The sequence below is a fragment of the Bradyrhizobium sp. Leo78 genome, from assembly GCF_059512425.1.
On sequence record NZ_JCAMOT010000003.1, the window covers coordinates 57,967 to 74,937 of the forward strand.

A 16,971-nucleotide genomic window follows, 5' to 3' on the forward strand; every position below is an offset into this window, starting at 1 on the left:
ATAGCTTCTGATGAATGCGGCCCTGCAACTTGCCGGGATCAGGAAATCCTTTGACGGGGCTCTGGCTCTCGATGGTGCGTCCTTCGAGAGCCGCTCCGGCGAGGTCCATGCCCTGCTCGGCGAAAACGGCGCCGGCAAATCGTCGCTGATGAACGTCGCCGCCGGTCTCTACGCGCCGGATGCCGGATCGATCTCCATCAATGGTGCACCGATCTCGCTGAGCGGACCCGCTTCGGCCCGCTCTCACGGGATCGGCATGGTGCACCAACACTTCAAGCTGGTCAGACCTTTCACCGTGGCCGAGAACGTGCTGCTCGCCAATCCGAAGGCCCATTTTGCTTCCGGCCTGCGCGACATCCGCGACGCCATCAAGAAGCAGGTCGATGCGCTCAAATTCTCCATCGATCCCGATCGCCGCATCGACACCATGACGGTGGCCGAGCAGCAGCAGGCCGAGATCGTCAAGGTGCTGGTCGGCGGCGCCAGGATCCTGATCCTCGACGAGCCGACCGCGGTGCTGACCGACGCCGAAGCTATCGGCCTGCTCGAGATCGTGCAGCGGCTGGCGCGATCCGGCACCGCGGTCGTGCTGGTGACGCACAAGCTGCAGGACGTGAAGCGCTACGCCGATGTCGTGACCATCATGCGCGGCGGCAAGACAGTCGCGACCCTCGATCCGCGCCATTCGACCGCGGAAGAATTGACCGAACTCACGGTGGGCCAGACCTCGGCGCTCCCGGAGCGAACGCCGCACCAGGGTGGTCCGACCCGGCTCAATGTCGGCGCCCTCACCTATACGCGCGCCGACGGCCGCACCATGCTGAACAACACGAGCTTCTATGTCCGCGCCGGCGAGATCTACGGCATCGCCGGCGTCAGCGGCAACGGCCAGGCCGAGCTTGCGGAAGCGCTGATCGGCGCGATCGAGCCCTCCTTGGGCGAGATCTGGGTCGATGGCGCCGGCGACATCAGCCGTGCCGGCCAGGCCAAGCGGCGCGAAGCTGCGATCGCCGCGATCCCCGCCGACCGCTATGCCTATGCGCTCGCCGGCAGCCTGCCGATCCAGGACAATCTCGCGGTGGCGCAGATCCGCTCCGGGCGCTACGGCAGCGTTGTCAGGCTCGATCGTGCCGCGATGCGCCGCGACGCCATCGCGGCGGTGAAGGACTACGATGTGCAGGGCGTGCGCAGCGTCAAGCAGAAGGCCTCGCTGCTGTCCGGCGGAAATGCGCAGAAGCTCGTTATCGCCCGCGAATTCAGCCGCGAGCCTGATGTCGTGGTCGCGCACAGCCCGAGCCGCGGGCTCGATGCGCGCGCCTGTGCCGCTGTGCACCAGCGCCTGATCGCGGCGCGCGAACGCGGCGCCGCCATCGTGCTGATCAGTGAGGACCTCGACGAGATATTAAGCCTCTCCGACCGCATCGGAGTGATGACCCGCGGCGCGATCGTCGCCGAATTCGAACGCCCTGCGGACCGCCAGGCGATTGGCCGGGCCATGGTCGACCATGCATGACATCTTGCGCCGAGCCGAACCATTGACCCCCGCACCCCCGCGCGGCCTCGGCCGCCTCACGCTCGACGTGCGCCAGAACCTGCCGGCATGGAAACAGGCGGTGTTCGTGGGATCATCGCTGATCCTCGGCCTTGCGATCTCGGTCGCGATCCTCGCGGTGGCCGGCATCCCGCCGCTGACGCTCGCGAGCGAACTTGCCGGCGTGCTCACGGCGGAGAACCTGCGCGGCGTCCTGATCCAGGCTGCGCCGCTGATCCTGGTCGGCTTAGGGGCCAGCCTCGCCTTCCGCATCGGCTTCTGGAATCTCGGCATTGAAGGCCAGATGATCTTCGGCGGCATCTTTGCCGCCGCGATCTCGATCTATGACATCGGCCCGCCCGCCACGCGACTGCTCCTGATGGGAATGGCTGCAGCGCTCGGCGGCGCGCTCTGGGTGCTGCTGGTCGTGTTCCTCAAGCTGCGCTTCCGGGTCAACGAGATCATCGCGACGCTGCTGCTCAATTACGTGGCGATGTACTTCCTGTTCCACCTGCTCTACGGCGCCTGGCAGGACTCCAAAACCGCGTTTCCACAATCGACCCCGTTCCGTCCCTTCGAGCGGCTGACCGATATCGGTTATGGCGTCAACAGCGGATTATTGATCGCGATCGCGGGCGTGCTCGCGGCCGGCTGGATGATCCATCTCAGCCGCATCGGCTTCTACACCCGCTTCATCAGCGCCAATCCGAAAATGGCGAAAGTCGTCGGCGTTCCCGTACAGACGGCGACGATCTGGATCATCGCGATCTCCGGCGCCTGCTCAGGTCTTGCCGGCTTCGTCAATGTCGCCAGCCAGGAAGGCCGGCTCACGCAATCCTTCGCCAACGGCTACGTGTTCTCCGGCGTGCTGATCGCGTTCCTCTCGCGCAACGATCCGATCGTGGTCGCTGTCGTTGGCTTCCTGATCGCGGTGCTCTTCATCACCGGCCAGACGCTGCAGGTATTCTACCAGATCCCCTTCACCATGGTGCAGATGATCGAGGCGATCATCGTCATGGCGGTCGCGTCGTCGGAATTCCTGATCCGCCACCGCATCCGCTGGATACGTTGAGAGGACCACTGTGATTGATTTCCTCATCAACTGGCTGGCCAACGCTCCCGTCACGGCGGTCCCCTACGCGCTTGCGGCGCTCGGCCTGATCATCGCCGAGCGTTCCGGCGTATTGAACCTCACCGCGGAGGGCTTGATGCTGGTCGGCGCGCTCGCCGGCGCCGGCACCTGCCTCATGCTCGGCGGCTATCCGGCGGTGGCGCTGGTTGCCGCGATGGTGGCGGCGAGCGTGGTCTCGCTGCTGTTCGCGGTGCTGGTGGTGGTGCTGCGCATCAACCAGGTGATCGCGGGCCTGTCAGTCGTGTTCTTCTGCCAGGGCTTTACAGGCCTCGTCGGCACGCTGGCGAAATGGCAGAACAAGCAACTGACGGGGCTGGCTCCGCTGAAGATCTGGCCGCTCTCGGAAATCCCCGGCATCGGGCGGATATTGTTCCAGCAGGATCCGATCGTCTATCTCACCATCCTCATCTTCTTCGCCGTCAACTTCCTCTTGTTCCGTACCATGCTGGGCTTGCGGATTCGTTCCGTCGGCGAGAACCCGGGCGCTGCGGACGCTGCCGGCGTCAACGTCACGCTGCATCGGATCTTTGCGATCGTCGCCGGCTCCTCACTGATTGGCCTCGCCGGCGGCTACATCTCGGTCGTCAGCGTCAAGCTGTGGGTGACCGGGATGACCGGCGGCCGCGGCTGGATCGCGGTGGCGCTGGTCGTGTTCGCGCGCTGGGCGCCGTGGCCCGCACTCGCCGGCGCGCTCCTGTTCGGCTGCATCGAGGCACTGATCCCGCAGATCGCAGCGGCCGGCATCCGCGTTCCGCAGTATCTGATGCTGATGACGCCGTATCTAGCGACCATCGCCGTCATGATCTGGGTCGGCACCAAGGATTCCGGCATCACGCAGGAGCCCGGCGCGCTGGGCCAGCCACACGTGCGCGAGGAGCGGCGGTGACGTGTGGCGCTGTCCGGGGCTTCATCCTTCGAGACGGTCGCTGCGCGACATCCTCAGGATGAGGTCTGAGACCCTCATGGTGAGGAGGCGCGCAAGCGCCGTCTCGAACCATGAGGCCACAGGCCGAGCCGCTACTTAGTGCCCCGCCTGCTCCAGGGCGTATGAGATCATGTTCGGCGACAGCGGCACCTGGTGGAATTTCAGCGCGCCGAACGGCCGCAGCGCATCTTCGACGCCTGATGCGACGACAGCGCCGACCGCGATGCAGCCGGCCTCGCCGACGCCCTTGACGCCGAGCGGATTCAGCGGCGTCGGCGTCTCCAGGTGCAGGATCGAGACATTGGGAATCTCGGTCGCGTAAGGCACCAGGAAATCCATCAGGCTGGCATTGGCGAGATTGCCGTCGGCCTGGTAGTCGAGATGTTCATAGAGCGCACCGCCGATCCCCTGCGCGATGCCGCCGAGCACCTGCCCCTCCACGATCATCGGATTGATCATGTTGCCGCAATCGTGGATGCAGACGTACTTCCTGATCTTCACGGTGCACAGGCCCGGGTCGACCTCGATGATCGCGCCGTGCACGCCATAGGCCCAGGTGGATTGGGATGGACTGTAATAGTCGGTGGCCTCCAGTCCCGGCGCCTGGCCGTCCGCGAGCGGCGGCCCGTCATGCTTGCTCGCCGGCGCGAACTGCGTTGCCGCCTGCGCCGCCTTGTTGAAGGCGTAACGCAGCGGATTGCTCGCGGTCGCGATCGCCGCCAGCGGCGCAAAGCGGTTCGAGCCTTTCACCCAGGCCGCAGAATCGCGCAGCTCGATCTGGTCGGGGTCGACGTCGAGCATGTTGGCAGCGGCTTCGATCACCTTCTTGCGCACGGTGAGCGCGGTCTTGTGGATCGCGTTGCCGCTGACAACGGCGGCGCGGCTGGCAAAGGTCGCCACGCCCCAGTCGAACGCCTTGGTGTCGCCCTCGACCACGATAACGTCCTGCGGACTGACGCCGAGCTGATCGGCGACGATCTGCGCGAACACCGTGTCGTGCCCCTGCCCCTGCGTGCTGAGGCCGGTGTTGACGTAGACCTTGCCGGTGATCGGGTGGATCTTGACGTGGCCTCCCTCGTAAGGACCGAGCCCCGTGCCCTCGACGTAGCAGGCGAGCCCGAGCCCGAGATAACGTCCCTCGGCGCGCGCCTTCGCCTGCTCGGCGGCGAAACTTTCCGTGCCAAGCTCGGCTGCGGCCATCGCCAGCGCCTTGCCATACTGGCCGCTGTCGAGCGTCACCTTGAGCCCGTCGGCGAACAGCAGCCCCTCGCGCTCATAGGGAAATTCCTTCTCGGCGATCAAGTTGCGGCGGCGGATCTCGAAACGGTCGAGCCCGAGTTCCTCGGCGAGCTGATCCATCGCGCGCTCGATCGCAAAGCACGCCTGCGGCCGGCCGCAGCCGCGATAGGGCGTCACCTGCACCGTCGGCGTATAGACCGCCTTGAACTCCACGAAGATGTTGGGGATGCGGTACGGCCCCGCGATCGAGGTGGAGGCGACCTGCGCCACCGCGATGCCATAGGGAATGAAGGCGCCGGTGTCGTGCAGGAAGAAATCGCGCAGGCCGATCACTTCACCGGTCCTGAGCGCGGCGAGCTCGATCGTGTGGATCTGCGTCCGCTCCTGCGAGGAACCCAGGAAGTTCTCGCGGCGATCCTCGATATATTTCACGGGGCGCCCGAGCCGCATCGCCGCCATCGGCACCAGGAGTTCGTCCGGATAGAACAGCAGCACCTTCTGCCCGAAGCCGCCGCCGACGTCAGGCGCGATGACGCGGACCTTGTCCTCATCGAGCTCGAACACGGATGCAAGCCCGCCGCGCACCGAGATCGGCGCCTGTGTGCCGTCCCACACTGTGAGTTCACCGGATACCGCATCCCAGCGCGCCGCGACCGCGCGGCACTCCATCGGGGCCGCCGTCGAGCGATCGACTTGCACGGTGATCTTGGTAGTGTGCTCGGCACGGGCAAAGGCGTCGTCCGGATTGCCGCTGATCTGGATGAAATGCGCCGCCAGATTGTTCGGCACGTCGGCATGCACAAGCGGCGTGTCGTCGGTCAGCGCCTTCGCCAGGTCCATCTCGACTGGCAGTGGTTCGTACTCGACCTCGATCAGTGCTGCAGCATCTTCGGCGGTATAGCGATCGACGGCGACCACCATTGCCACGGTCTGCCCGACATAGTGGACATCGCCGCGCGCTAGCGGACGCTGGGTCTTCGGATTCTTCATCGAAGGATGCGGAATCAATAGCGGCATCTCGACATCGAGAGTGCCGATATCGTCGCTGGTATAGATAGCCGCGACGCCCGGATGGCACTTCGCTGCCGATGCGTCGATGGAGACGATCCGCGCCCGCGCATGCGGGCTGCGCAGGAAAGCGACGTGCAGCGCGTCCGGCAGCGGAATGTCGTCGACGAAGGCCCCCTCGCCCCGCAGCAGCTTGGGATCGATGTTGCGCTCGACGCGCGCTCCGAACTGGCGTGTCGACATCAGGCCCGTCCGAGCAGCTCAGCGGCACGGCGCACCGCGGCGATGATGTTGAGATAGCCAGTGCAACGGCAGAGATTGCCCGAGAGCAAATCCCTGATGCCTTCGTCGGTGAGATCAAGCTTTCCCGGCTCCTCGAAGCGGGCGACGATGTTCATCACCATGCCGGGCGTGCAATAGCCGCATTGCAGGCCATGGCACTCCTTGAACGCCTGCTGCACCGGATGCAGCGTGCCGTCAGCCGATGCGACCGACTCGATGGTGCGGATATCGTAACCATTCGCCTGCACCGCCAACGTCAGGCAGGAGCGGCCGGCCCTGCCGTTAAGGAGCACCGTGCAGCAGCCGCAGACGCCGTGCTCACAGCCGACATGGGTGCCGGTCAGCCTCAGCTCGTGCCGCAGGAAGTCGCTCAGCAGCAAGCGGACGCTGACGCTGCGGCTGACGGCCTCGCCGTTGACCGTCATCGACACGTCGACCTTGGCATCGGCGGAGCGGTCCGGAATCGCGGCCTTCATCGTTCGCGCCATCAGGCGGTCTCCATCTGCGTGGCACGTTGCGCTGCCGTCGTCACGATCCTGCGGATCAGCGTGCCGAGCGCCCTGCGGCGATAGGTTTGGGACACATGTATCTCGTCGGGCTGTGTCACGGCCGCACCGGAGGCCGCCACCGCGGCGTCGAGATCGGACGCACCGAGCGCGGTGCCTGTGAGGATATTCTCCGCCTCCTTCAAGCGCACTGGCGTATCCGCGATGCCGCACGCCGCAAGCTGCACGCGCGACGCATGGCCGCGATCGTCAAGCGACAGAACGCAGCCGACGCCGGCAATTGCGTAGTCGCCGTGACGCCGGGTCACCTCGTCGAAGGCCCATCCGGCGCCTTTCGGCAGCACCGGAAAGCGCGCCTCGGTGATGATCTCGTCCCGCTCTCGCGCAGTGGTGAGGAACGACTGAAAGAAATCCTCGGCCGCAATCTTGCGCCACCCCGACGGCCCCTGCGCGATCACGGAGCCGCCGAGCAGCACCAGCAGCATCGGCATTTCGGCGGAGGGATCGGCGTGGCAAAGACTGCCAACCACCGTGCCGCGGTTGCGGATCGGCACATGGGCAACATGCTGCATGACCTCAGCGACCAGCGGATTGACGCGCGCGACGCCCGCATCGAGTTCGAATTCGCGGTGACGGGTCATCGCCTTCACGACGATGATGTCGGTGCCGACTTCGATGCCGCGCAGATCAGCCACATGCTGGATGTCCACCAGCGTGGACGGATTGGCAGCGCGAAAGTTCATCGCGGGCAACAATGTCTGCCCGCCGGCGAGCACGACCGCATCGGGATCGCCGGCCAGAATGCTGATTACCTCTTCGATTGATGCTGGCGCCTGATAGCCAAAGATGGAGGGCTTCATCTGATCTCTTCAGCTCGCCAAAACCGCAGTCAGGATAGGTGGCGCGAGAATGCTGTCAACGAAGTGAAATGAGCACCATTTGCCCACAAATGAAGCATCGATCTGCCCGCCGCGATTGAAGCGCGGTCGCAACGTCCGTCATAGCGTGCGGGCGTGCGCGGCGACCGCCTTCATAAATAGTGCAACGAGCTCATCCGGCTGCGAGAGCTGCGGCGCGTGGTCGCTGTCGAGGCCGTAGACTTCGAGGCATGGCGACAATTCCTGCATCTTCCGCTGCAGCGGCAGGTGCACTGAGCGATCCTCGCGCGCCTCGATATAGACGCGCGGCACAGTGCCGAAGCGATCGGCCGACAGCTTCAGTTGCGAGCGGCGGCCGCCTTCAGGCTGCGGCGTCAGGCGACGCGCCGCAGCCTCGGCCAACGCGCGATCCGCCTTCTGGTAGAACACCTCGACTGCGGAGGCCGGATCGATACGTGACAGCAGGCCCGCCTCGTCGTAGGTGACACGCGCATGCGCGCCGCGCATCCACGGCTCCAGATAGCGCTCGTAGAACTGCAGCACGGACATCCCGTCAGGCAGCATGAATGCGCAGAGGAAGATCGCGAGCGCGATCCGTTCGGGGCGCAGCTCGCAGGCCTGCGCGGCCGCTGTGCCGCCCATGCTGTGGCCGACCATGATGATCGGACCTTTGGTCCTGTCGATGATGTCGACAACATGCGCGGCGTAGCGCTCGAGATTGACCTGTTCGGGCGGCAGCGGATTGTGGCCGTTGCCCGGCAGGTCAACGGCAATAGCCTCGTGACCGAGCGCCTTCAGGCGCGGAACGATGGTCTCCCAGGCCCAGGCGCCCTGCCAGGCGCCGTGGATCAGGATGAAGGTGTAGCGCGGGGATGGAGCGGTCATGGCGGCGACGGACTACTTGTAGGTCCGCTTGTACATCGCGCGCATATGCTCCTCGACCGTGATCGGCGGGTATTTCGGCTGCTCGCCGGGTGCAAGGCAGGTCGGAATGCATTCGACCTTGTGCGCGTAGTTGCCGGTGTAGAAGAACGGCACCGAATAGCGCTCCCGGCCAGACACGTTGACGACACGATGCAGCGTCGAGCGGTATTTGTCGTTGGTCCAGCGCGCGATCATGTCGCCGAGATTGACGACATAGGTGCCGGGCACCGGGTCGGCGTGGATCCAGCCGCCGGTGGCCTGGTCCCAGACCTGCAGGCCGCCGATATCGCCCTGGCGCAACAGCGTCAGCCCGCCGAAATCGGTGTGCGCGCCGGCGCCCTTCTGATCCGGATTGCCGCCAGCAGGCTGCGGCGGATAGTGCAACAGCCGCACAGTCGCCATCGCGTCAGTGCAATAGCCTTTGAAATAATTCTCAGGAAGATTGAGCGACAGCGCGATGCCACCCATCATCCGGGCCGACAGATCCAGCATCACGTTGAGATAGGCTTCCATCACCGGCTTGAAGTTCGGCCGCGACGATGGCCACTGGTTGGCGCCATGATTGAACATGCCGGCGAGCACGCGCGGATCATCAGGCGCATGCTCAGGCCCGACATAATAGCCCTCCTTCAGATCGGGCGGCGCACCGGGCTCCAACGTCTGGCCCTGCAGCGGCTCGTAACCGCGATTGGCCTTCGAGCGTGACTTGTCAACCTCGGCCTTTGTCTCGGGCGATAGATCGAAGAACGCAGCAGCCTCGGCGAAGACATCGGCGACGAGCTTTTCGTCGACGCCATGGTTCGAGATGTAGAAAAAGCCGTTGTACAGACAGGCGGCGCGCAGCTTGGCGGCAACCGCTTTGCGATCCGACAGGTTTGGCGACGATAAGCCGGAGATATCGATCACCGGCAGACTGGACTGCGAAACCCGTGCCGCTTCGAGCATGTTGGTTACCCTCCTTCGCGCGGCCGCCTCACGACCATGAAGCGCTTCCCTCGTCCGCTTCTAGGTAGCGCGGCGAGCGCGATCATGCGCGCTGAAAGTTTCGGCAAAAATTGGCGTTTTCGGCTCAAAAAAGCATCCGAAGGCGAATCGGATCACACGGCAGAGATGCAACGGAGCCCTTCATATTCGCACGTGAGGGCCGACTGATCTTGTGATGACCGCAGGGGCGGAATCTTGTAGTGGGAGTTAACGCTTCGCTGGCTCTCTGTCGTCGCGAGCGGGAAGTCCCCGGGAACCGTTCGGCAGCACGGCCGTTGTGTTTCCAACCAAACAAGAAAAGGAGCAAGCCGTGAACATGCGTAGGATTTTCTTGATGGCCGCCGCCACAGCGCTGACGATATCGGCATCCCTACCTGTTCGAGCCGCGCCCATGACGCCGTCCCCCGTGGCACAAGAGTCTTCGGTACAGCAGGTGCAATACCGTCGCTACCATGGTGGTCCCGGATACCGCCACTACGGTTACCGCGGCGGGTATGGACATGGACATGGACGTGGATACGGAACCGGCGCCGCAGTGCTTGGCGGACTCGCCGCCGGCGCCATCATCGGCGGTGCCATTGCATCCAGCCAGGCACAAGCGGCAAATGCACAAGCTTACTGCGCGCAGCGCTTCCGCTCCTATGATCCCGCCTCAGGCACCTATCTCGGCACCGACGGCTACCGTCATCCCTGCCCGTAACGAGTCCTAGCCGAGCGCAAGCGTCATTCCGGGATGCGTGCGCAGCACGCAGCCCGGTATCTCCCTGCCTATGACGGAAAGTCGGCCGGCTTCACCTCCAGCCGATCGGCGTGCAGGGTCCAGTCACGAACCCGGTGTATCTCGCAGAATTTCTGCTTGGCGACGTCTACTGCTTGCGCGTCGTCGGGCACGTCGAGATCCACCGTGCATTGGCAGACATCGCCGACCTGGCCGTTCTCGCCAAGCACATTTTTGTAGAATCGGGCAATGAAGCGCGCCATCCGCGTAGCTCCTCTTTTCCTCTGCTAGCTGAGCCAGCCCGCGAGGCCCCGCGTTGATCTCGCGCAAGCCGAATAGGCGATGAGCCGATTTGAAATTGCAACGCAGATCCCCAGCTTAGCGCGGAACCATCGGACGCGGTCTTCCATGCCCAAACTTTCTGCAACAGCGCCAAAGCGCGATGTGATTTTCGGAAAATTGCGTTGGATCAGGACGGTTTCCGATCCGCTCGGGTGGAACGCAGCAGCCCCTCCTTCGCTTCCTCATCCGCCAACAGCTTGAGAACGACGTCGCGCTCCGCCTCGCTGATGTGCGGATCGTTCAGCTTCTTCTTGAACAGCGCGAGATTCTGATTGTGAATGAATTTCTCCACGGGACCAACCTCCATCCGCGGAATTCGAGCATCACAACAATTGTTGCGTCTTACCGCATGGAGGTCTGAGAGACCAGACGATTTCGAGCGACGCTTAGCCACACTGCATCACATGCACATCACTCCTCGAATGCTGGCGAGGCCGGCGCATCAGGGGAATCGCGTTCGACCGGCTCATTCTCGCCGAGCGGCTCATCGCGCTCGACATCAACCTGATCCTGATCGATCAAGCCGGGCGCTTCATCGGCCTGATCAGCCGGTTCGGCGCCCCGCTTCCGAGGAACAGCGGACATCATTGTCTCCCGCAGAGACGCGTGAGAACACGTTATGCATCAAGATCAGCGGGCATCGCCCGCGGATCATCCAACCAGATGCCTTTCGATTTCGCCGACAGGATGCTTGGTGAGATCCTTGTCAAACTCGGCCAGGATATGCCGTTTCACGTCAGCATGAAAGGCAACTCGAAGCTCTGCCAGGGTTCGCGGCGGGGCCACGACGACGAGGGCCTTTGCCTTGCCGCTGCGGATGACCTGCTCGACGGCGGCCGCCACCTGTCGCGCGAACCGATGCTCTTCGAGATCATGCCAGTCTACCGGCTCGACCGTACTTCGCTGCCCCGAACCGGGCTTCCTCGTGCGTCCGGGCCGCTCGCTGCCCTGATCATGGGTCGAGGAATTTTGCCGCTCAAAGACCTGCTCGGTCTTCAGATTGGGGAATTTCTCATCGCCTTCGTTGCGGAGGAACAGCGCTTTCCGCCCGTCGCCCACGAATACGATGGCGTCATGCGGAATCTTGAGTTTAGCCATGATGAACCTCCGGTACCTGTCTTCAATCTGCCGAACGGCGCGGAACGAGGCCGTAGCCGCGCACAATTCAACAACGACGACAGGCTATCTCGGAGCTTTTCTCCGCCGTTTGTTCTGGATCAAACCATCCGGATAGATCGCGCGCCATAGGACGGTGCCGGCCGTGGAGGCATTGCGCTTCCGGGGGGCCAAAACCTTGCGCTAGATCAAATCGTCCGATTCCAGATCTTCGACAAAGAGCGGATGAGACATTTCATCTTCGTCTGCCCCAATACCCATCTCAACGTTCAGCACAGCCTGGACGAGGATGATAATACCGATCAGAACGAATTCACGGCGGTAAGCTGCCCTGCCTGCACGCGACTGCATTTTCTCAGCCGCAAGTCCGGCCAACTGCTGGGCGCGGATTCAACCCCGAAAAGCTAGCCCTCATTCTAAGGATGCGAGCGCCGCACGGAATTGTTCAGGCTGCGGGCAGATGTGTTAGATACTCATAGACAGCGCGAAGGTCTTCATCTTCCATCCTGCCGATCGGCTGCCACGGCATCCGATTGCCGAGGGTATGTCCGTTCGGATCGACACCAGTGCGCATGGTGGCGACGAATTCCTGGAATTTCCACCCCTTGACGACATTGAGATCGGGCCCTAGCGGGGCGAGCTGGCCGGGTTTGCCACCGGTCAGATCTTTGCCATGGCATTCGCGGCAGTCCTGATACGAAATGAGATATTCGCCGTATCGAGACGTGGGGCCTTTTGGTGGCGCGGTCACATGGTCTGTTGAGACGGGCTTGCCTGCTGGCAGCATGCCAGCGCCCAACATCGCGATGCCCAGCATCGTGAGACGATCGGCCGGATTTCTCGTCTTTTCTCCTGCAGCAGGCAGACTGCGGAGATAGGCAATCACCGCTTTGGTGTCCTCGTCGCTCAGCTTTCCGGCGTTGGTGTAGGACATGATGACCAGCCAATACCCTTCGGGATCGACCCCGTTGCGAATGGCGCGGAAAATATCGCCGTCCGACCACCGGCTTAATTGCCCGACCGGCGTGAGGTTGGCGGCTATAAACGAACCGATCGGCAACGAGATATCCTTACCGAGATCCGCGCCGCCGGTGAGCGTGTCGGTCCTTGTATGGCAGCCGCTGCAAAAGCTGTCCGCGATCGTCTGGCCGCGCCGGATTTGCTCCGCGGTCCCTGCAACCTTCACGTCCACGCTTGGCGCGCTGCGCGCGTGCAGCTTGAATAGCCCGATGGTCAGCAGCACGCTGATCGAGAAAGCAATGACGGAAGCCAAAGCCGCCAAACCTGCTCCGCCCCATTTGACAATTGGTTTCTTCGATCGCCAGTTACGAATACCTGAGCATGCCAGCAATCCCGCTATGACGATCAACGCCGCGGGCTCGAGCCATTCGAACATTCTGTATTGCCCCCAAATCAATGCGTTCGACGATGAAATGTCGACCGCTGCAGACGCTATGGGGCGCGCGATACGAAATAATTTCGAGACCGGCCTATCGTGTTACAGGCGTAACGTGCACGGCATCGCTGCTGAGCCAGCGCCTCCCGTTGCGTCGCACCTATGCCGCGATCAAAGCTTGCGCGATATCCGCGATCAGATCGGAAGGGTGCTCGATGCCAACAGACAACCGGATCGTGGAGTCGAGCACGCCTATCCTTTGACGGATGTCGGACGGGACGCCCGAGTGCGTCATGGTAGCGGGATGGCTGGCAAGCGACTCGGTGCCGCCCAGGCTCACTGCCAGTTTCAGGATTTTTAGCGCATTCAGGAATTTGAAAGCAGCCGTCTGGCCGCCGACAATATCGAATGAGAACGTGGAGCCTGCTCCGCTGCATTGCCTCGCGAACAGACGGCCGGCCGCGGAATCCTCGGCGTGGTGGGCAAGATAATGGACGCGCTCCACTTTGGGATGATCGCGCAGATAATCCGCCACAAGGTGCGCATTTCTGTCAGCCTTTTCCATCCGCAGGCTCAGGGTTTCGAGCGACCGGCTGATCATCCAGCAGGAATGGGGATCCAGTTGGGTGCCGATGGCGCCTCGCAACGCCCTGATGTCCTTCATCAGGGCCTTTGAGCCGAGCGCAGCACCGGCGATCAGGTCGGAATGGCCTCCGACATATTTGGTCAGCGAGTACAGGGAGAGATCAGCACCATGCTCGATCGGCCGCTGAAACAACGGCCCGAGCAGCGTATTGTCGCATGCGACGATCGGCGTGTGGCCCTGGACCTCGCCGATCAGCTCGGCGATACGGCGGATCATCGCGATATCGACCAGGCCATTGGTGGGATTTGCCGGGGTTTCGATGAAGATCATCGTCACTCGGCCCCTGCGCATGGCGTCCTCCGTCGCGTGCCTGACCGCGGCCTCATCGAGGCCATCGGCGAAGCCCACGGCACCGATGGAGAGCTTCGCAAGCGTGTTCGCAAACAGCGTTTCCGTCCCGCCATACAGCGGTTGGGAATGCAGGATCACATCGCCAGGGCGTGCGAAGGCCAGGATCGTCGTCGAAATCGCCGCCATGCCGGACGAGAACAGCGCGCAGTTCTCGGTGCGCTCGTAGACAGCGAGCCTGTCCTCCACGATCTCGCTGTTGGGATGGTTGAACCGCGAGTAGACCAGGCCCGCGCCCATCCCCTCCGGCGGTTCGCGCCGGCCCGCGACGAAATCGAAGAAGTCCTTGCCGTCTTCCGCCGTCTTGAAGACGAAGGTCGAGGTCAGGAAGACCGGGGGTTTGACGGCTCCCTCCGACAATTGCGGATCATAGCCGTAGTTCAGCATCAGCGTTTCCGGGTGCAGGGTGTGGTTGCCAATGCGCGTCTTCGTCGGTTTCACCATGGCTCGCTCCTTTGGGGGAACACCTTACCCGGCGCCTGTCTACGGCGGTATGAAAGTCTCCTATGGCTATAACGCCAGAATGGCCAGATCGAGCCCGTCGATGCGGGCATAATTCGGCGGATGGCACAATCGCAAGCCATCCGCCCTCGTTCTGATCGTCAGAACTCAGCGAGCCGTGAATCCGCCATCGATCGGAAGCGCAACGCCGGTCACGAACGAAGCTTCATCAGATGCCAGCCAAAGCGCCGCATGCGCGACTTCCTCCGCCTTGCAGAGCCGTCCCATCGGCACGGACGCGAGCAGGCGCGCCTGATTGGCGGCGGCCTCGGCAGGATCACCCGAACGCCCCGTGAATCCAGTCTTCATGGGCGTATCTGCAAGCCCGGGGCAAACGACGTTGACGCGCACATTGTCCGCGGCAAAGCGTTGCGCCAACGACTTGGTCAGCCCGACCACCGCGAATTTCGCCGCTGAATAGACCGGGCTGAACATCGAGCCGACCAGTCCCGAGACGGATGCCGTGAAGATCAGCGATCCACCGCCCCGCTTGCGCATATGCCCGATCACTTCGCCCGCCGCCAAGGTGGCGGACGTGACGTTGAGCGCCATCGCGGCTTCATAGGCTGCTAGATCGAGATTCTCCACGCCGGCCGGGCCGGGAATTCCGGCATGAGCCCACATCACGTCGATGCCGCCCAATAGCGCCGCCGCATCGTTCACCGACCGTCGCGTTTCTTCCGGCCGTGACAGATCCGCCTGAAGCGTTTCGATGGTGTAGCCCTTGGCACGCATGTCCGCGGAGAGCTGTGCCAGCGCATCGCGGTTGATATCGACGGCGACGACCTTGGCCCCTTCCCTCAGGAAGACCTCGACACCGGCACGTCCCATCCCGGATGCGGCGGCCGTTACCACCGCGAGCTTGTTTGCCAAACGCATGATCGTCTTCTCTTCTTGTTGGATTTAACGAGAGGTGCTGTGCTTGATTTTAGTTGGCATAGGCGTTCGGAAAACGCCCGGTCGTGCTGACCACCGTGGTGCGGGTTTCGAGATAGGAATCGAGCGCTTCGATACCGTTCTCTCGGCCCCACCCGCTGCCCTTGAAACCGCCATAAGGCGTCGACCAGCGAATGAAGCGATAGGTGTTCACCCACACCATGCCGGCGCGAATCCGGCTGGAGACGCGATGGCCGCGTCCGATGTCCTGGGTCCAGAGGCCGGCCGTCAGTCCGTATGCCGTGTCGTTCGCGATCGCGATCGCCTGCTCCTCATCGTCGAACGGAATCAGCGCGGCCACGGGGCCAAAAATCTCCTCGCGCGCGATACGCATCGCGTTGGAGACGTTGGCAAAGACGGTAGGCTGGACGAAGTAGCCGTCGCCATGCACGCCGCCGCTCAGCCGACCTCCGCCGGTCACCAGTTCAGCGCCGTCGGCCCGTCCGATATCGATATAGGACAGTGTCTTGGCGAGTTGCTCCTCGTGCGCCTGGGGGCCCATATGCGTGGCTTCATCCAGCGGAGGACCGACCCGCACCTGAGCCGCGCGGCGCGCAAATTCTGCGACGACCTGATCGTAGATCGGCCTCTGAACCAGGACCCGTGAGCCGAGCGCACAGCTCTGTCCGCACAGCGTCCATGCGGAATTGGTGGCCGCGTTCAGCGCCTGTTCGAGATCGGCGTCGGCGAAAATGATATGGGGCGACTTGCCGCCAAGCTCGAAGGTGAAGCGCTTCATCGTGTCCGCGCCGGCGCGCAGGATAACCTTCGCCGTCGCCCCCTCGCCGGTGAATGCGATCTTGTCGACGCCCGGATGGGTGACGAGCCGCTCACCAGCGCCATCCTTCCCATATCCGGGAACGATGTTGACTACCCCAGGCGGAAACCCGGCTTCGTCAAACAATTTTCCGAGTTCAAGCGAGGTGACCGGCGTCTGCTCTGCCGGCTTCAACACGACAGTGCAACCTGCCGCGAGTGCCGGACCGAGCTTCCATGCCGCAGCCATGAGCGGCACGTTCCATGGCGTAATCGCGCCGACCATGCCGACCGGCACGCGGGTCGTAAATGCTTGCACGCTGTCGTCGAATGGAATGGTGCGGCCGGCATGCTTGTCCGCCAATGATGCCCACCAGTGATAGCCATAGGTGTGGCCGCCAATATCGGCACGTGACTCCCGCAGCGCGCGGCCGGAATCCGTTGTTTCCAGAACCGCAAGATCAGCGGCGCGCTTCGCATAGAGGTCAGCGAACTTGCGCAGCAGTGCGGCGCGCTCGTGCCCGGGCATGCGCCCCCAAGGACCGTTCAGTGCTTGTCGCGCCGCCGCGACGGCGCGGTCGATATCACCGGGGCCGCCGAAGGCGACGCGAGCCCAGGGGCGTCCCGTAGATGGATCGATGCTTTCGAGAAAACCGCCGTCTTCAGGCGCGCCCCACGAGCCGCCAATATAGAGATGATCGTAGCGGGTGAGACGATCGGATTTCAGCACGGATTGATCCTCCACAGGTCAACGCAAAATCTCGGAGCAGCCCCGCCATGCGGCTCGCCGCAAGGCAGGCGCG

Annotated in this window: 18 protein-coding genes; 4 read left to right on the plus strand and 14 right to left on the minus strand. The window is 63.3% G+C overall.

What is annotated here, in order from left to right; genetic code table 11:
- The first annotated feature begins 10 nt into the window (after positions 1-10).
- From AC5ZG1_RS04890 to AC5ZG1_RS04900, 3 genes are read left to right on the plus strand one after another with little or no spacing between them, the layout of a single operon-like run.
- Positions 11-1,513, plus strand: a complete 1,503-nt coding sequence (locus tag AC5ZG1_RS04890) for an ABC transporter ATP-binding protein (protein WP_496132120.1) — start codon at positions 11-13, stop codon at positions 1,511-1,513.
- Positions 1,514-1,535: 22 nt separating this feature from the next.
- A complete protein-coding gene (locus tag AC5ZG1_RS04895; protein ID WP_496132121.1) occupies positions 1,536-2,603 on the plus strand; it encodes an ABC transporter permease in 1,068 nt (355 codons plus the stop codon).
- Between the two features lie 10 nt (positions 2,604-2,613).
- Positions 2,614-3,549: an ABC transporter permease gene (locus AC5ZG1_RS04900; protein WP_207231011.1), complete on the plus strand. Its 936-nt coding sequence runs from the start codon at positions 2,614-2,616 to the stop codon at positions 3,547-3,549.
- A 135-nt stretch (positions 3,550-3,684) separates the two neighbouring features.
- Here AC5ZG1_RS04900 and cutA read toward each other — a convergent pair whose 3' ends face one another.
- The 5 genes from cutA to AC5ZG1_RS04925 all read right to left on the minus strand — a co-directional run bounded on the left by cutA (position 3,685) and on the right by AC5ZG1_RS04925 (position 9,370).
- The gene (gene cutA, locus AC5ZG1_RS04905) at positions 3,685-6,078 is read right to left on the minus strand and encodes an aerobic carbon-monoxide dehydrogenase large subunit (RefSeq protein ID WP_496132122.1); all 2,394 of its coding nucleotides are present in this window, start codon (positions 6,076-6,078) and stop codon (positions 3,685-3,687) included.
- Positions 6,078-6,605 carry a (2Fe-2S)-binding protein gene (locus AC5ZG1_RS04910; protein WP_496132123.1) on the minus strand — a complete coding sequence of 176 codons (528 nt, stop codon included), beginning with the start codon at positions 6,603-6,605 and terminating at the stop codon, positions 6,078-6,080. The genes cutA and AC5ZG1_RS04910 overlap by 1 nt, the downstream gene beginning before the upstream one ends.
- Positions 6,605-7,483 carry an FAD binding domain-containing protein gene (locus tag AC5ZG1_RS04915; protein WP_496132124.1) on the minus strand — a complete coding sequence of 293 codons (879 nt, stop codon included), beginning with the start codon at positions 7,481-7,483 and terminating at the stop codon, positions 6,605-6,607. Before AC5ZG1_RS04915 ends, AC5ZG1_RS04910 begins: the two co-directional genes overlap by 1 nt.
- A gap of 138 nt (positions 7,484-7,621) precedes the next feature.
- Positions 7,622-8,386 carry an alpha/beta fold hydrolase gene (locus AC5ZG1_RS04920; RefSeq protein ID WP_496132125.1) on the minus strand — a complete coding sequence of 255 codons (765 nt, stop codon included), beginning with the start codon at positions 8,384-8,386 and terminating at the stop codon, positions 7,622-7,624.
- 12 nt (positions 8,387-8,398) lie between these two features.
- Positions 8,399-9,370, minus strand: coding sequence for an isopenicillin N synthase family dioxygenase (locus AC5ZG1_RS04925; RefSeq protein WP_496132126.1), 972 nt, complete (start codon positions 9,368-9,370; stop codon positions 8,399-8,401).
- A gap of 355 nt (positions 9,371-9,725) precedes the next feature.
- On the opposite strand from AC5ZG1_RS04925, the gene AC5ZG1_RS04930 reads away from it, so the two are divergent.
- On the plus strand, positions 9,726-10,109 hold the full coding sequence (locus tag AC5ZG1_RS04930; protein ID WP_456671231.1) for a BA14K family protein: 384 nt from the start codon (positions 9,726-9,728) through the stop codon (positions 10,107-10,109).
- A gap of 68 nt (positions 10,110-10,177) precedes the next feature.
- Here the strand turns inward: AC5ZG1_RS04930 and AC5ZG1_RS04935 are convergent, their stop codons facing one another.
- From AC5ZG1_RS04935 to AC5ZG1_RS04975, 9 genes are all read right to left on the minus strand, one after another.
- Positions 10,178-10,390 (minus strand): hypothetical protein, encoded by a 213-nt coding sequence (locus tag AC5ZG1_RS04935; RefSeq protein WP_456645182.1) that lies wholly within the window; start codon positions 10,388-10,390, stop codon positions 10,178-10,180.
- A gap of 206 nt (positions 10,391-10,596) precedes the next feature.
- Positions 10,597-10,761 (minus strand): hypothetical protein, encoded by a 165-nt coding sequence (locus AC5ZG1_RS04940; protein WP_456645183.1) that lies wholly within the window; start codon positions 10,759-10,761, stop codon positions 10,597-10,599.
- Between the two features lie 119 nt (positions 10,762-10,880).
- Entirely contained in the window at positions 10,881-11,054 is a 174-nt protein-coding gene (locus tag AC5ZG1_RS04945) for a hypothetical protein (RefSeq protein ID WP_155255129.1), read from the minus strand.
- A gap of 66 nt (positions 11,055-11,120) precedes the next feature.
- On the minus strand, positions 11,121-11,567 hold the full coding sequence (locus tag AC5ZG1_RS04950; RefSeq protein WP_496132127.1) for a baeRF12 domain-containing protein: 447 nt from the start codon (positions 11,565-11,567) through the stop codon (positions 11,121-11,123).
- 201 nt (positions 11,568-11,768) lie between these two features.
- Complete coding sequence (locus AC5ZG1_RS04955) at positions 11,769-11,960, minus strand: hypothetical protein (protein ID WP_456645184.1); 192 nt, start codon at positions 11,958-11,960, stop codon at positions 11,769-11,771.
- A 70-nt stretch (positions 11,961-12,030) separates the two neighbouring features.
- The gene (locus tag AC5ZG1_RS04960) at positions 12,031-12,981 is read right to left on the minus strand and encodes a c-type cytochrome (protein ID WP_028163301.1); all 951 of its coding nucleotides are present in this window, start codon (positions 12,979-12,981) and stop codon (positions 12,031-12,033) included.
- Between the two features lie 160 nt (positions 12,982-13,141).
- A complete protein-coding gene (locus AC5ZG1_RS04965) occupies positions 13,142-14,419 on the minus strand; it encodes a cystathionine gamma-synthase family protein (protein ID WP_496132128.1) in 1,278 nt (425 codons plus the stop codon).
- A gap of 165 nt (positions 14,420-14,584) precedes the next feature.
- Complete coding sequence (locus tag AC5ZG1_RS04970) at positions 14,585-15,355, minus strand: SDR family NAD(P)-dependent oxidoreductase (protein WP_028163299.1); 771 nt, start codon at positions 15,353-15,355, stop codon at positions 14,585-14,587.
- A 49-nt stretch (positions 15,356-15,404) separates the two neighbouring features.
- Positions 15,405-16,898: an aldehyde dehydrogenase gene (locus AC5ZG1_RS04975; RefSeq protein ID WP_496132129.1), complete on the minus strand. Its 1,494-nt coding sequence runs from the start codon at positions 16,896-16,898 to the stop codon at positions 15,405-15,407.
- Positions 16,899-16,971: the final 73 nt, after the last annotated feature.

What these genes read in the sequence shown, in the direction of transcription:
- AC5ZG1_RS04935 (WP_456645182.1), bottom strand. Translation starts at nt 10,390, where the DNA reads ATGGCGCGCTTCATTGCCCGATTCTACAAAAATGTGCTTGGCGAGAAC.
- AC5ZG1_RS04915 (WP_496132124.1), bottom strand. Translation starts at nt 7,483, where the DNA reads ATGAAGCCCTCCATCTTTGGCTATCAGGCGCCAGCATCAATCGAAGAG.
- AC5ZG1_RS04930 (WP_456671231.1), top strand. Translation starts at nt 9,726, where the DNA reads ATGCGTAGGATTTTCTTGATGGCCGCCGCCACAGCGCTGACGATATCG.
- AC5ZG1_RS04910 (WP_496132123.1), bottom strand. Translation starts at nt 6,605, where the DNA reads ATGGCGCGAACGATGAAGGCCGCGATTCCGGACCGCTCCGCCGATGCC.
- AC5ZG1_RS04945 (WP_155255129.1), bottom strand. Translation starts at nt 11,054, where the DNA reads ATGTCCGCTGTTCCTCGGAAGCGGGGCGCCGAACCGGCTGATCAGGCC.
- AC5ZG1_RS04960 (WP_028163301.1), bottom strand. Translation starts at nt 12,981, where the DNA reads ATGTTCGAATGGCTCGAGCCCGCGGCGTTGATCGTCATAGCGGGATTG.
- AC5ZG1_RS04925 (WP_496132126.1), bottom strand. Translation starts at nt 9,370, where the DNA reads ATGCTCGAAGCGGCACGGGTTTCGCAGTCCAGTCTGCCGGTGATCGAT.
- AC5ZG1_RS04965 (WP_496132128.1), bottom strand. Translation starts at nt 14,419, where the DNA reads ATGGTGAAACCGACGAAGACGCGCATTGGCAACCACACCCTGCACCCG.
- AC5ZG1_RS04950 (WP_496132127.1), bottom strand. Translation starts at nt 11,567, where the DNA reads ATGGCTAAACTCAAGATTCCGCATGACGCCATCGTATTCGTGGGCGAC.
- AC5ZG1_RS04970 (WP_028163299.1), bottom strand. Translation starts at nt 15,355, where the DNA reads ATGCGTTTGGCAAACAAGCTCGCGGTGGTAACGGCCGCCGCATCCGGG.
- cutA (WP_496132122.1), bottom strand. Translation starts at nt 6,078, where the DNA reads ATGTCGACACGCCAGTTCGGAGCGCGCGTCGAGCGCAACATCGATCCC.
- AC5ZG1_RS04890 (WP_496132120.1), top strand. Translation starts at nt 11, where the DNA reads ATGAATGCGGCCCTGCAACTTGCCGGGATCAGGAAATCCTTTGACGGG.
- AC5ZG1_RS04920 (WP_496132125.1), bottom strand. Translation starts at nt 8,386, where the DNA reads ATGACCGCTCCATCCCCGCGCTACACCTTCATCCTGATCCACGGCGCC.